Below are 15,925 nucleotides of genomic sequence, written 5' to 3'. Positions count from 1 at the left end.
TATTAACTAAACTGTAAACTGAATTTAAAGAATTCTCACCGATGGAAAAGAAAATATTCACAACAATGGCAGCAGCGCTTATGAGTGCTGCTGCTTTGGCACAAACTCCTGCCTTTCCGGGCGCAGAAGGTCACGGAAGATACGTAACCGGCGGAAGAGGCGGAAGAGTAGTACACGTAACTAACCTCAACGACAGCGGAACGGGTTCTTTCAGAGAGGCTGTCAAGTCTGGTAAAAGAATCATCGTCTTCGATGTGGCTGGCGTCATCGCCCTGAAGTCTGATCTCAAGATAGGTGACAACATCACCATCCTCGGACAGACTGCCCCATCTCCGGGCATCACCCTCAGATATTACACCGTTCAACCGGGCAACAACAACATCATCCGTTTCCTCCGCATACGCCGCGGAGAGGAAAAGAACATCAATGACGGTGCGGATGCTACCTGGCAGCGCAACAAGACCGGCATCATCTTCGACCACTGTTCCTTCAGTTGGAGCATCGATGAGGTGGCTTCATTCTACGACAACAACAATTTCACCATGCAGTGGTGTACCGTTGCCGAGAGTCTCACCAATCCGGGCCACTCTAAGGGAGCACATGGTTACGGAGGCATCTGGGGCGGTAAGCTCGCCAACTTCCACCACAACTTCGTAGGTCATCTCATGAACCGCGGTCCACGTTTTAATGGCGCAAGATACGGATGGACAGGCTACACCAGCAACAAGGATTATTCTACCTACCAGTGGAAGAACACCGTGCAGGCAGAAAACGTAGACTTCCGCAACTGCGTGATGTATAATGCGCAGGGTACCTGCTACGGAGGTCCGGGCGGCGGACAGATCAATATCGTCAACAATTACTATAAGGCAGGGCCTAGCCACAGTTTGAAAGAAACAACCCAGAACGGCATCAAGGTAGATGTAAGCACAGGCAAGGAACGTGGCAGCCAGAAACGTATCACCCTGGTTACCTTATCTAACAGCGGTAATTCCGACAAGAATCATCCTGAGTTATACGACATGACCAGCCGTTACTTCATCAACGGAAACACCACCGAAACCACCAAGGGTTCTGTTACCCAGAATCAGGATTGGAAAGGTATCAGCTACGACAAAGGCATTCCAAGCCTGAACGGAGAATACTACAGTCCGGATGCCAAAAACTTTTATGGTGACAATGTTGCCCATGTAACCATCAGCGGCAAGTCTTGCGTCAAGATCAAGATGGATAATCCTGCTCCTACGGGAGAGATTACCACCCACTCTGCAGCCGAAGCATTCAGCAAGGTTCTGGCATACGGCGGAGCCTCGCTCTACCGCGATGAGATAGATGCACGCTACATGGAAGAGGCTAAAACGGGAACGGCACTGTATAAGGGAAGCATCACCCTGTCGCCTGGTATCATCGACAAGGTATCAGATGTAAAAGGTTACACCGAGGCAAACTTCGGCACCGCTTCTCGCCCTGCCGACTTCGACACTGATAAGGACGGAATTCCAGATGCATGGGAGATTGCCAACGGCTTAGATCCAAACGACGCCTCAGATGCCCTTACCTACTCGCTTGACAGCAAGGAGTACTACACCAACCTTGAGGTTTACGCCAATTCGCTGGTTGAGGACATCATGAAGCAGGGCAATGCCGATGCAGAGAACAAGGTAGATGAATACTATCCTGCATGGAAGAACCCTACAGGCATCTCGCAGATTATCACCTCCAATCCCAGTGAATTAGCCGAAGTAAAGTATTACAGTCTCAACGGCACCCTCCTTTCTGCTCCTCAAAAAGGAATCAACATCCGCAAGATGTTGTTTAAGAACGGAAAGACCGTAGTGGATAAGGTAATAAAGGAATAAAACTTCTTATAAAACAAAAAGGGCATCCCCTCATTTGGGAATGCCCTTTTGTTTTATCTGTTTACACAATCTGTTACTTTACATACTTCTTACCGTTCTTGATAACAATACCCTTGGCAGAAGAAGAAACCTCCTGACCAGCCATGTTATAGGTCTTACCATTCTTCTTGGCTGCGGCAGCGTTTACAGAAGAAATGCCGGTGCTAGTGCCTATCGTATACTTAAAGCCAAAGAAGCCCATTCTAGTACCTGCAGCAAGCACATAGTATGTACCACCAGCAGCAACGTTGAAGGTTACTATACCATTAGACTTTGCGGCAATAATATTTTCATTTTTCTCGTTCAGTGTGAATTTCTGAGATTCACCATCCTTTGCGCTTGGCAAATTATAAGAAGCAGGAGTCACCTCAGCAAAATCAGCATCCAAAATATGGAAACCTTTAGTTGCTCCCATCTGTATAGCTACAGTTAAAGTTCCTGCATTTGCAGTCTCGAACTTATAAACACATCCAGTTGGCTCAGCTCCTTTCACCAACTTACCATTGTTCTTACCACATACGTAAGCAGTAAAATCACCATCAGCCCAATTATCGATAGCCTTACCATCTGCAAAAGCAGTACCAGCATTCTCCATATAAGTCAAAGTGACATTTTTTACTGACGTAATCTTATCACCAGCATTTACCTTGTCACCTACCTGCACAGCATAAGTTCCCTGAGCATTAACACTAGCAGCCAAAGCTACGGCTGCGATAAGAGTAAAGAATTTCTTCATAATCGTTTTATTTTAAGTTTATATATTATTAATTAGTTGCAGAATAACTTTATTTTAGTTTGCTTCATTTACTTTTGTTTCGTTGGCAAATTTAGCAAATCATTTTGAGAATCTCAGAAAAATTTGAACCAAAATGAGCTAAAACTACGAAAACGATTACGTAAATTCAAACGTCAAGTACCAGAATATAAGAGAGTTTTAGCTAGCAGACACCAAACGGGCTGAAGAGATAGCAGTCCCTTCAGCCCGTTGCAGAACTATATACTAAAGTACAGTATTTTATCCTTCCTTTATCTTCCAATCACTAATTGTCCGCTGATTACTATCGTAATTAACACCAATTTTGAACAAGCGTTTACCATCAGCAGAATATGGAATCAGATATCCCTTTTCGAATATCATCATTAGGTACACCTATAGTATATACTCCAATAATAGGGTTATATTTTTTTATTGAGAGAATTCCAAATTGATAAAGGAAAGGAATTATGTCTGACTCCCCAAAAGGAATTTCAGGCAAATCCCCAATATTATAATTCTTAGCAACATCAAAATTACAAAGGTACTCATTTACTGTTTTATGGATGTATAAATCGGAAAACCAGTAAGGAGCAATATCCCGTGCATTCAGTGCCTTTACCAGGCTGAACGGATTGAATACATCTTCAGATTTCTTACTGAAATGATAGCCGTCGTAGAATCTTGTCAGCTCTGCCAGGCACTCCTCATACGTCATACCCAGGTCTTCTCCCAATGCCTCTATATCCTGTTTCATCTGAGTGGTAAGTTCCTTCTTGCTGATACCGCAGATAGCCGAATACTGGTCGAACATACTGATGTTATCGAGGTTATTCAGCTCGCTGAAGATGCTGAGCTGCGAGAACTTGGTGATACCCGTAATGAAGGTAAACTCCAGATATGGGTCGAGCTTTTTCAGAGGACTGTAGAAGTTCTGCATGATGCGGCGGAGGGGCTGCAGGTTCTCCTTCTCATGTACCACATCCAGCAATGGGGCATCATATTCATCGATGATGACAACCGCCTTTTCGCCCGTTTGCTCATAAGCACGCTTTACGATACCATCCAGTCTTTCATTAGGATATTTTTCACCTTCTCCCTTACCGTATAGCTTTTCATAGGGCAAAAGCTGTAGATTCAGATAACTGTTCAAGGCATCAGCATCAAAGTGCTTGGCACCGCTCATATCAAAATGAAGCACAGGATGCTTCACCCATTCCTTCTCATAATCAGCTATTGCCAATCCCTCGAAGAGTTCCTTTCTACCCTCGAAATAAGCTTGAAGAGTAGAGGCAAAAAGCGACTTTCCGAATCGTCTTGGACGACTCAGAAAGACATACTTCATACCTTTTTCTCTGAAATCCACGATGTATTTGGTCTTATCTACATAGAGATAACCTTTCTCGCGAATTTCTTCAAAAGTCTGAATTCCTACAGGATATTTATTTACTATTTTTACCATATTCCTACATGCTTTACGTTTTGCGCGGCTAAATTACAAAGAAAATCTGAATTAACCAAAGAAAAAATCAAATAACTTAACTTTCACTTATCAAGAAATGAAAGCACCCTCTATATACCTTACTAAAGTTTAGTAGTTTGTTTTTGCCTGCAAAAGTACGACTTAATTCTCATTTGGCAAAAAGAGATAAAAAGGCGGAAATGTACGAAAACGATTGCGTAGCTTTTACAACAAAATTGAAACAAAAAGTTCTTAAATAGAAATAATAAGTGTAATTTTGCAACAATAAACTTAAAATATAAACTGAAAATAAAAATTATAATAAGTATAACAACCTAAAAGGCAAACAAATGAAAAAGAATCTACTCAGATTTGGGCTCTCACTCATTGCCCTGTTTGTTATGGTAGTGGCAAATGCGCAAACCTACCAGAACGAAGAAGCTAGCGTTTCATGGCCGTTTAATGACGACAACTACGCTACGCAGTACACTAAATCACCAGAAAATGGTTTCAGTCTGGTTTCCGTAAACACCGGTGACTTGAAGTATTTTCTCAAGACATCACAGACTACAAAAGACAAAGACGGAAACCAGATGGTCATGGCAGGTTTCAGACCTGTTGGTTCAACAAAAGCCGTAGAATGGACCGTTAAACCAAGCAAGGGTCTTACATTCACCCCAACATCTATCAGTACCTATGTAAACCGATTCGGTACAGATTCAGAAAATGGAGTAACCGTAACCGCAAAACTTAGCGACGGAACTTCTGTAGACTTGGGTAATTTCACGGCATTAAGAGAGAGCAAGACAACAGAGACTGACAAGTTTTCGAAAAATGAAAACCTGACCAACCATATCGTCATCCAGCTCACTGCCGAGCAGCAAGCCCAACTGACATCAGCTGAAGGCTTCACGCTAAGTTGCACCGTCGGCGTTGGCTCTACTAAGGAGCAAGGCTTTGCCGATGTACACATCAATGGTCTCTTGAACGGAACCGTTCAGCAGGTTGAACAGTACACCCTGTCGGCTGCCGTTTCAACCGTAGGAGCAGGAACAGTCAAAGTATCTCCTGCAGGAACCGTATTTGATGCAGAGACATCAATCACCGTAACAGCAACAAAGAATTTCGGCTACAAGTTTGTCAACTGGACAGATGCCAACAACCAGGTGGTATCTACAGATGAAGCATACACCTTCTCTATCTCTGCCAACACAGCATTGAAGGCAAACTTTGAGAAGATAAACACCTACGCATTGAATTACAAGGTTGAAGGTGGAGCAAAAGACTATATGATAAGTGCCTCTCCTGTCCCAACCGTTGTTGAAGGAAAGAACATGTATGAAGAGGGAACAGAAGTAACCCTCACAGCCAGCAGCAACGACATCCTCACCTTTACCAACTGGAATGATGGTGAAACAGGAGCAGAACGCAAAATAAACATGAACGCCGACCAGTCATTCACTGCTGCATATTCTGCAAAAGACTTCATCGCAGGCTGGGACTTCTATAAGTCAGCAAGAGAAGGTCGTACAGCAGACTTCGCTGCAGAAGACAACGATGTAGACCAGCTCATCCTACGCGATGCAGACGGAAATACATACGGTTGGCTCGACAAGAGCAACAGTGCTGGCGGCTACGAAGGAAAGAATGCAGCAGTAAACTGGACCTCCAAGAAAACCAAGCCACTGGGTGAGACCTACTGGCAAACCAAGGTCAACGCAACAGCCTTTACCGACATCAAGGTAAAGAGCAGCATGCTCTACAATTATAACGCATACGAAACATATAATGTAGAATACTCTCTCAACGGCACCGTCTGGACCAAAGTAGGTGCCATCAAGATGCCAGGAGCCAAAGCCTGGACAGACGGAGAGTTCACTCTCCCATCCGATGCCAACAACAAGGCAGAAGTATACATCCGCTGGATTGCCGACAAGACTTCTTCTATCAAGGGAACAACAGGCAACAACGACGGAATTGCAATAGCAGGTATCTATATCACAGGTACTGCCCAGCTCGTAAACGACGGCAAGGCACCTGTACTCGTAAACACCGTACCAGCAGAAGGCGCAACTAACGCATCTGCCAACGGCAAGATTGTATTGACTTTCGATGAGAAGGTAAAACTCACCGGCAACGCAGCCGCTACACTCGGCACACAAAAGATTGAAGGAGCAGTATCCGGCAAGACCATCACCTTTGCATACAAAGGTTTGAACTACGCTACGGCTTATACCTTCAAACTCGCTGCAGGTTCGGTAGCCGATTTGACAGACAATGCCACAGACCAGGAAATCGTTCTGAACTTCACTACCAAGACCAAGCCAGCTGTAACCAAGGCACTCTACGACTTCATCGTACCAACCGACGGAGACTTCAAGGCAGCACTTGATGCAGCAGCTAAGCGTACAGATACCAGCAAGCGTTTCCGCATCTTCATCAAACAGGGCGACTACAAGATTCCTGCAGACGAGAAGAGTAAGGTAACAGGTAGCGACGGCAAGAGTTATGCTAACCCAACCACCTATATGAATACGCCAAACGTATCAATCATTGGTGAAGGCATGGACAACACCTCACTGACCAACACCGTTCCAAACTCAGGCCAATCAGCCAACGTATTGGAAGGTATCGGCAAGGGTGACGTACTCTGCTTGCAGAAGGGAGCAACAAACACCTATTTCCAGGATCTGAAGATGTACAGCAGTATGGGTGATGCCAAAGGTCGCGACATCGTACTCAACGACCAGAGCAACAAGACCATCTGTAAGAACGTAAGCCTCTGGGCTTACCAGGACACCTACGTATCAAACAACCAGAACGGTAAATTCTACTTCGAAGACGGAATCCTTCGTGGTCGTACCGACTACCTCTGCGGTAAGGGTGATGTATATTATAATAATGTAGAACTCTGGATCTGTGAAAAGGGAGGCTATCTCGCAGTTCCTTCTCAGCCTAAGAAGTATGGCTACATCTTCAAAGACTGTACCATCAAGGATGCTACTGAGGCAAAAGACCTGAATGGTAACTACACCTTGGGACGTCCATGGGGCAAAGGCACACCTATTGCACTCTACATCGACACCAAGATGGAAGCTATCCCATCAGCAGCAGGATGGAACGAGATGAGTGGCGGTTACCCTAAGCGTTTCGCTGAATACAACTCATACACATCAACAGGTAGCGTAGTTGACCTCAAGGACAGAAAGAAAGTTTATGATGCCTACGACTCAAAGGATGGTGACAATTATGTAAACCGTCGTAATGAAACAGCAGGAGACCCTATCCTCACAGCAGAGGAAGCAGCAACCTACACCATTGAAACTGTAATGGGTCAGGATGATGACTGGGATCCAACTGCAGCTACCGAGCAGGCTTCAGCTCCAACCAACGTAAAGTTGAACGGCACAACCCTCGCTTGGGACAATAACGACTACGCGCTTCTCTGGGCAGTATGCAAGAACGGCAAGGTAGTAGACGTCACCATCACTCCTAGCTATATCGTTGATGACGCCTCTGCAACATGGAGCGTACGTGCAGCCAACGAGATGGGCGGTTTGAGCGAAGCTACAGTTGTTGGTCAGGGCACCGGCATCCGCAATATCGCCGCAGCTACAGATGCTGCAGTCATCAAGACCGCCATCTATGCAGCCGACGGCACCCAGCTCTCAAATCTTCAGAAGGGTATCAACATCATTGTGAAGACCCTGGCAGATGGCAGCAAGAAGACAAGCAAGGTCATCGTAAAGTAAAGAAACAGAGACCATAAGTAATTAGATTGACAGATAATATTCGGAGTGCAATATCCCCATCCTCTTTCAGAAGGGTGCCGGATATTGCACTTTTTTTGTTCCCTCAACTCCCGAAACAGCAAAAACGGGAACTGAGAAAACAGACCATCGAAATGTAAGAAACATAGTATTTACGCAAAAATCTGTAAACGTTTACGTAATTTTTTACCCCCAATATACCTATATTCTCATATTTTTTATATACTTTTGCAACAAGAAAACCACGACTTAGCTATTGCTACGCATCTAGGTAGCCCCATCGGAGCCTTCGGGTTCCAAGAGGAACATCCCTTCAGCAAGCATCTGCTCAGAACTGGAATTCTACTTAAAAACATTAAGAAAAAACATTAGAATATTAGTAATTTAGAATAAGTTTTATCTAAACCTAAAGTGTATGTCTGGTAATTATAGAAAAAAGAAAATTGCTTTGGCAGGCGCACTGATGTTCGTAGTAACAAGTGTATCTGCACAAACAGTAAAAGGCGTTGTTACTGACAATACGGGCGAGCCAATCATCGGCGCATCTGTCATGGAGGTAGGTGTAGCTGGCAATGGTGGCGTGACCGACATTGACGGTAACTTCACAGTAAACTTAAAAGGCAAAAGCAAGAAACTGAAGATTTCATACATCGGTATGAAAGCGAAGGAAGTAAGCGTTGCAGGTAAAGAATCAATCGATGTAAAGCTTGAGGATGACAACACCACCCTCAATGATGTCGTAGTAATCGGTTATGGTACTGTTAGAAAGAAAGACCTCACAGGTTCTGTATCATCTATCAGCGACAAGCAGATTGCCAACATTCCAGTTTCTAACGTAAGCGAGGCGATGACCGGTAAGATGGCGGGTGTAAATATCACTACCACTGAAGGTTCACCAGATGCTGACGTGAAGATTCGTGTGCGTGGTGGTGGTTCTCTTTCACAGGACAACTCTCCTCTCTACATCGTAGACGGTTTCCCAGTAAGCTCTATCAGCGACATCGCTCCTAGCGAAATCCAGAGCATCGACGTATTGAAGGATGCTTCCTCTACAGCTATCTATGGTGCCCGTGGTGCCAATGGTGTTATCATCGTAACAACCAAGAGCGGTTCTGAGGGTAAAACTCAGGTGAACTTCAATGCTTCTTATGGTTGGAAGAAAGTATCTAAGTTGGTAAAGACTATGTCTCCTTACGACTACGCATACTATCAGTATGAATTAGGTAGCACTGACTATGGTAACTACAACGACCTCGACATCTGGAAGTCTATCGAAGGACGTGACTATCAGGATGAGGTATTCGGCCGTACAGGTAACCAGAAGCAGTATAATGTGAACGTAAGCGGTGGTACCAAGGACATCAAGTACAACATCGGTTTCTCTCACAACGACGAGAAGAGCATCATGCAGGGTTCTGGCTACGCCAAGAACAATGTAAACGCCAAGATTAATGCCAACCTGAACAAGTGGTTGTCTCTCGACTTCAATGGACGTATGGCATTCACCAAGCTGGATGGCTTGAATGGTGGTGCAGATACCAACGAGTCGAGTGCAGCAAACTCAGTTGTTGCCAACACCGTAAGATGGAACCCGGTAGAGCCTCTCTCTGGTACATCAGACGATGATGAGGAGAACAGCACATCTACACGCCGTAACCCAACAGAGCGTATCACCGATACCTATAAGTATCAGGAGCGTTTCCAGCAAAACTACAACGTTGGCTTAAACTGGAAGCCATTTAAAAATATCACATTCCGTTCTGAATTCGGCTATGGCTGGAAGTACAACAATACCGAACAGGTTTGGGGTTCTAATGCAACTACCAACTCTAAGTATGGTTACAACGGTCAGCCACAGGCACAGTTCGTACGCTTGGAGAACAAGAACTGGCGTAACGCAAATACATTGACTTACGACAACAAGAAGCTTTTCCATGGTCGTGACCACATCAATGTATTGGTAGGTCAGGAGTGGAGCAGCAGTCAGGACGTAACCCGCACCAACACTTCTGTAGCCTTCCCTACTTCATTCACATTGAACGAGGTATTGGCAAACACAGCAGCAGGTACAGCACTTCCAAACGAAGGTAATATCAAGGCAGAGGAGAACATTCTCTCTTACTTCGGCCGTATCAACTATACACTCAACGACAAGTATCTGGCTACCATTACCGTTCGTGCCGATGGTTCCAGTAAGTTTGGCAAGGACAACCGTTGGGGTATCTTCCCATCAGCAGCCTTGGCTTGGCGTATGTCTGACGAGGAGTTCCTGAAGGGTGCTTCCAGCTGGCTTTCTAACTTGAAGGCCCGTCTGAGCTTCGGTACAGCAGGTAACAACCGTATCAACTCTGGTTTGTTGACTACCACCTACTCTATGGCAGACAACACATCAAAGGCTCCATTCTTCGATGAGAACAGAGCTTCGATGCTTGAGCATGGTAAATTTCTCTATAATCCAGACTTGAAGTGGGAAACCACAGTGACCCGTAACTTCGGTATCGACTACGGTTTCTTCAACGGTCGCATCAGCGGTACATTGGACTTCTACTGGAATACCACCAAGGACCTCTTGATGCAAAGTATCGTTCCTGCCAACACAGGTTACTCTTACCAGTTCCAGAACTTCGGTAAGACCTCTAACAAGGGTGTTGAGTTGGCACTCAATGCAGTAATCGTAGACAAGAAGAACTTCGGCTTGAACTTCAACTTCAACGTATCTTATAACAAGAACAAGATTGATGAGTTGAACATGGAGAACCCATGGCAGAGTTCTAACTGGAGTGGTTCTACCATCGCCAAGTATGAAGACTTCCGCGTAGAGCAAGGCGGTCGCCTCGGTGAGCTTTGGGGCTACAAGAGCAATGGTTTCTACACCGTGTATGATGCAGCAACAGGCAAGGGTGACTTGGTATTGAAAGCCAACGGCACTTGGGCACTGGCAGAAGGCGTAAAGGACAACAGCTACAAGCTCTTCGGCGGTAACCTCTATCCAGGCGTTGCCAAGGTAGAAGTTGATGAGAATGGTGATGCAGTGAAGCAGCGTCTGGGCAACACCGTACCTACCACAACAGGTGGTTTCGGCTTTGACGGTCACGTTGGTAACCTCGACTTCAACCTGTTCTTCAACTACTCATTGGGCAATAAGCTTGTGAACGGTACCAAGCTTGCCAACTCATTCTACGCTGGTTCAGCCAAGAACTATAACCTTGTAGATGATTTCAACGTAGGCAACCGCTATACTTGGATTGACCCAGCCAACGGAAACAACATCGGCCGCCCATCAGCTAGCCTCATCACAGAATATGGTGGTGTAGAAAAGGTGATGAACCGCTTGAACGAGATCAATGCCAACGCCAATATCTACAATCCAGCAGGCGTATCAACCATGCAGCTCATCAGCTATGCTGTAGAAGATGCATCATTCCTGCGTCTGCAGAACGTAACAGTGGGTTACACCTTGCCAAAGAAGTGGGTAAACAAGTGCTATATGCAGAACGTACGCATCTACTTCACAGGTTACAACCTGCTTTGCTTCACCAACTACTCAGGCTACGATCCAGAGGTTGATACAAGTTCCAAGAAGAACCCAATGACCCCAGGTATCGATTATGCAGCTTATCCAAAGAGCCGCACCTTCGTAGGTGGTATTAACGTTACATTCTAAAACTTTATAAGATAATAACAATGAACAAGATATTATATGCATTTGCATTGGCAGGCGTATTAGGATTGTCTTCATGCTCCGACTTCCTGGATCAGACCTCTCCATCAGAGATGACTGCTGAGAATACCTACGCCTCACCTTATTATACCAATCTTCGCGTCAATAAGCTCTATGGCGGAATGGCTCAGGACCGTACCTACGCACAGGACCTGTCTATTGTATGGAACCTGAACAGCGACTGCGAATTGATTGACGGTCTTGGCAGCAATGCTACCAACACCTCAAGTGAACGTGGTAACATGAACTATAACATGGACCCGGGATGGAGCAAGATTAGCGGCGTATGGGATGCTGAGTATGGTATCATCGAGGATGCCAACCAGATTATCGAGGGTATCCGCAGCAGCGCAACTCTCACTGCCGGTGGTGCTAACCAGAAGTCTATGGAACGTAGCCTCGGCGAGGCACTCACCATCCGCGCCATGGTTTACTTTGACCTGGTTCGTATTTTCGGTGATATTCCTTTCAAGGTTGAAGCATCAAAGTCTGACTTGAGCAACGCTTACCTGGAGAAGACCGACCGCGACGTGATTATGGATTCCCTGATGAACGACCTGGATGAGGCTATCGAATACTTGCCATGGGCAGACCAGGCAACAGGCTATACCACAGAGCGCACAACCAAGGGTTATGCTCACGCTCTCCTGGCACAGATTGCCATGACACGCGCCGGCTACGCCATCCGTGAGAAGTCAAAGGACGGATATGAGACAGCATCTTACAGCGATGCTACTTATCCAACACAGCGCCCTGGTGCAGCAGACCGCAAGGCTCTCTACGAGCGTGCCCTGAAACACTGGTCAGCTATCATCAACGACAACACTCACAATCTCAACCCATCTTTCGAGAACGAGTGGTACTTGATTAACCAGCTCTCTCTCGACAAGACTTACCACGAGAACCTCTTCGAGATTCCTTTCGGTGAGAACGTAACAGGAGAGTTGGGTTACACTGTAGGTGTCCGCCTGAATGGTGTTACAACAGAATATGGCTATGGCAACTCATCTGGTAAGATGAAGGTTACTGCACCTCTGCTCTATTCTTACGACAAGAAGGATACACGCCGTGACATCACTTGCGCCAACTTCGAAATCAAGCAGGACGGCAGCAACACTGTTGAGAACATGCTGAAGAATGCTCCTTTCGGTATATATGTAGGTAAGTGGGATGCCCGCAAGATGAACAATACTTGGTTGAAGAACAACCTTAAGGCAACAGCTAAGCACACTACAGGTATCAATCCAGTGAAGATGCGCTACGCTCAGGTATTGCTCTACTATGCTGAGTGCATGAACGAGTTGGCAGGCAACCCTGATGCCAACTACGAAGGTTCAGCAAACGGCATGACAGCCCGCCAGGCTTTGGAAGCAGTACATACCCGTGCCTTTAACCAGGCTGACAAGAATGAAGCTAAGGCATACGTCAACAACATTGCTTCTGACAAGGACGCATTCTTCAATGCTCTCGTTCAGGAGAACATGTGGGAGTTTGCAGGTGAAGGTATCCGCAAGTACGACCTGATTCGTTGGAACCTCCTCGCAGAAAAGATCAATGAGTTCAAGCAGACTTACCTGGCTGAACTTGCAGACGGTACTTACCAGAAGACCATCTACTTCAACTACCTGGATGAGAAGAAAACCAAGATTGACTTCTCTAGCGTAACATGGTATGGTATTCCTGACGGAAAGACATCTGCTGACTACGATGGCAGTATCGACTCATTCGGTGCAGCTAAGTTGGATACAGGTTCAGATACACAGGTTGACGTAAACCTGCCATCTATCAGCAGCGGTTTGGTTGGCGATAACGTAGCAGTGAAGAACCGCTATCTCATGCCAATCGCTTCTACAACCATCTCTGCAACCAACGGTAAGATTCACAACTCTTATGGTTATGCAGACTAATTCATCTTTAATCAAAAAAGACAAGAAAATGAAGAGCATTAAAAACATATTGGGCACAGCATCTATGATGGCATTGACTCTGTCGGCTACTTCTTGTACCGATGGCAATGACTGGGACGTAGATGGCAGCCTGTCAAGATTGTTCGGTCTCAACGGTGACAAAATCACCGTTGAAACTGCCGAAACATCAGCTACGGTTACATTCTCTGCCTTCACATCAAAAGCAGTTTCTTCACCAGAGTACTATGTATTCGAGGTAAGCAAGGACTCTCTTTACGAAGGTGTTGAGAATGCTAACATCATCAAGTTCGGTGAAGATAAGTCGTTGACTTCATCTCCAGTAGTTCTCTCAGGTCTCGATGGCGACAGCAAGTACTACATGCGTGTAAAGGCTATGTCTTCTACTGCTAACGAGTCTAAATGGGTTTACTACAAGGATGGTTCATCATTCAAGACAAAGGCTGAACAGTTATTCAACGAGCTTACTACAGCCGACCTCTTTGAAGACCACGTTAATTTCTCTTGGACTCCAGGTGCGACAGTTACCCATATCACAATTGTCAACGCAGCAGATCCAGAGGATAAGAGCAAGCATGAACTTACCGCAGACCAAATTGCTGCTGGTAAAGTTACTTACTCTAACGTGAAGCCAACAACTACTTACATCGCCACATTATATAACAATGAGGCAAAACGTGGTCAGTTGCAGTTCACCACACCTGCTGCAATGCCATCTGCAAACTATAAGTACACGCTCCCAAGTGACGTGAATGTTATCTCCCAGACTCTCATTGATGAGATTGCAGAGCAGGCCAAAGCTGCAGCAGGAAACGAGACTAACTATAGTGCAACCATCGGTATTCCTGCAGGTGCCACAGTTTCTCTCTACGGCACAAATGATTCAGACGGTGGCAAGACCAACGTAACCATCCCAGACGGAATGTCTGTTACATTCTTCGGTTTGGCAGGTGGTGATGCGCCTACCATCAATCTTGACAAGAACTTCGATATTGCAGGTTCTCATGCATTCATCAAGTTCCAGAACGTGAAATTGGTAGAAAATGGTGCTGGTTACTTCATCAACCAGAGCAAGGCTTGTACCATAAGCGAGTTCACTTTGGAGGATTGCGAGGTTAGCAATATCAAAACATCATTCTTCCGTATCCAGGGAAGTGATGCTAAGTCTATCGGCAAACTTACCTTGAAGAACAGTATCTTCACCAAACTCTGTGCAGGTTATGGTTTCATCCACATTGATGCAGGCAGCGGTAAAGGTCATCTCGACAACGTAGAGATTGACGGCTGTACATTCAACAGTATCTGTGTAACCGGTAAGGTATTTATCTTCAGCAAGAAGACAGATATGCAGGACATCACCATCAAGAACAGCACATTCTACAACTGTAATGGTAATGGTCAGTTCTTCGTTGACTTCAACGTTGACACATTCGGACCAAGCACCTTCACTATTGAGAACTGTATCTTCGGTAAGAGTGCTGATGAAGCTACCAACAAGAACATCAGAAGCAAGACTCCAGCAACTGTAGTAAACAGCTTCAGAACAACAGACTTCTTCAAGGTGATTAAGGGCGTGAATGATACAGAGTTCAGCTCTACCCAGTTGTTCAAGGACCCAACCAATGGCGACTTTACCATCAAGGCTGGTACTTTGAAGGAAAAGGCTGGTGACCCACGCTGGTATGTAGTAGAGGATTAATCCACAAGGATTAACATCTCATATAAATTTAAGAAAAAGTGCAATGCTTATATGGAGCATTGCACTTTTTTTATTTTCTCTTATTCTCTATCTCATTTTTACAATTATTTTCTTGGAAGTTACGAAAGAAAAGCGTATATTTGCAGCGTAAGTACATAAGGAAGAGTGTGTCATAAGTGCGATGACATGCCTTTTTTTTCGCTACTTCATTCAGCTAACACAGCCACTTCATTCAGCTAACACAGCCACTTCATTCTGCAAACTCAGCCACTTCATTCTGCAAACAAATCCGTCTCATTCTGCTTACGAATTCGAATCTTCGAGACAACGAAGTCATATCTTCAAGCCAGCGCAATCGAATCTTCAAGCCAGCGCAGTCGGATCTTTAAACCAGCGCAGTCGGATGTATCGGCTCAATGAAACGTATGAACTTGCGCAATGAAGAACATGGTTTCATCAGCGTAAGCGGCTCCGCTTGCCGATGTTCCCGAAATTACATCACGACGCAGCTTCTGATGCGTCACGATGTAGCAATCAGTGCGTCACGACGCAGCAACAGATACGTCGTGATGTAATTTCTGCTAACTCCTGCCCCATCAAGTAAGCCTCATCTGAACTTCAAAAAAGCCTCAGTAAACGTTACGTAGGGCTCACTTACCCGCCTGAATCAATACGACGAAAAGACAATATTGTAGA

Annotated in this window: 8 protein-coding genes; 6 read left to right on the top strand and 2 right to left on the bottom strand. The window is 45.3% G+C overall.

The window, feature by feature from the left end:
* Positions 1-41: 41 nt before the first annotated feature.
* Positions 42-1,859: a pectate lyase gene (locus FO447_RS01085; protein WP_200757308.1), complete on the top strand. Its 1,818-nt coding sequence runs from the start codon at positions 42-44 to the stop codon at positions 1,857-1,859.
* A gap of 73 nt (positions 1,860-1,932) precedes the next feature.
* Here FO447_RS01085 and FO447_RS01080 read toward each other — a convergent pair whose 3' ends face one another.
* A complete protein-coding gene (locus FO447_RS01080; RefSeq protein WP_200757306.1) occupies positions 1,933-2,634 on the bottom strand; it encodes a hypothetical protein in 702 nt (233 codons plus the stop codon).
* A gap of 361 nt (positions 2,635-2,995) precedes the next feature.
* Positions 2,996-4,114, bottom strand: coding sequence for an ATP-binding protein (locus FO447_RS01075; RefSeq protein ID WP_200757304.1), 1,119 nt, complete (start codon positions 4,112-4,114; stop codon positions 2,996-2,998).
* A 350-nt stretch (positions 4,115-4,464) separates the two neighbouring features.
* On the opposite strand from FO447_RS01075, the gene FO447_RS01070 reads away from it, so the two are divergent.
* The 5 genes from FO447_RS01070 (at position 4,465) to FO447_RS01050 (ending at position 15,804) form a co-directional block, all read left to right on the top strand.
* Entirely contained in the window at positions 4,465-7,866 is a 3,402-nt protein-coding gene (locus FO447_RS01070) for an Ig-like domain-containing protein (protein WP_200757302.1), read from the top strand.
* Positions 7,867-8,299: 433 nt separating this feature from the next.
* Positions 8,300-11,548 (top strand): SusC/RagA family TonB-linked outer membrane protein, encoded by a 3,249-nt coding sequence (locus FO447_RS01065; protein WP_200757300.1) that lies wholly within the window; start codon positions 8,300-8,302, stop codon positions 11,546-11,548.
* 20 nt (positions 11,549-11,568) lie between these two features.
* The gene (locus FO447_RS01060; RefSeq protein WP_118064310.1) at positions 11,569-13,512 is read left to right on the top strand and encodes a RagB/SusD family nutrient uptake outer membrane protein; all 1,944 of its coding nucleotides are present in this window, start codon (positions 11,569-11,571) and stop codon (positions 13,510-13,512) included.
* Positions 13,513-13,540: 28 nt separating this feature from the next.
* Positions 13,541-15,229, top strand: coding sequence for a DUF5123 domain-containing protein (locus FO447_RS01055; RefSeq protein WP_200757298.1), 1,689 nt, complete (start codon positions 13,541-13,543; stop codon positions 15,227-15,229).
* Between the two features lie 416 nt (positions 15,230-15,645).
* A complete protein-coding gene (locus FO447_RS01050; RefSeq protein WP_200757296.1) occupies positions 15,646-15,804 on the top strand; it encodes a hypothetical protein in 159 nt (52 codons plus the stop codon).
* The last annotated feature ends 121 nt before the right edge of the window (positions 15,805-15,925 follow it).

This window comes from Segatella copri, from assembly GCF_015074785.1.
In the GTDB taxonomy this organism is placed as follows: domain Bacteria; phylum Bacteroidota; class Bacteroidia; order Bacteroidales; family Bacteroidaceae; genus Prevotella.
This window is presented reverse-complemented; position numbering and strand designations above follow the sequence as displayed.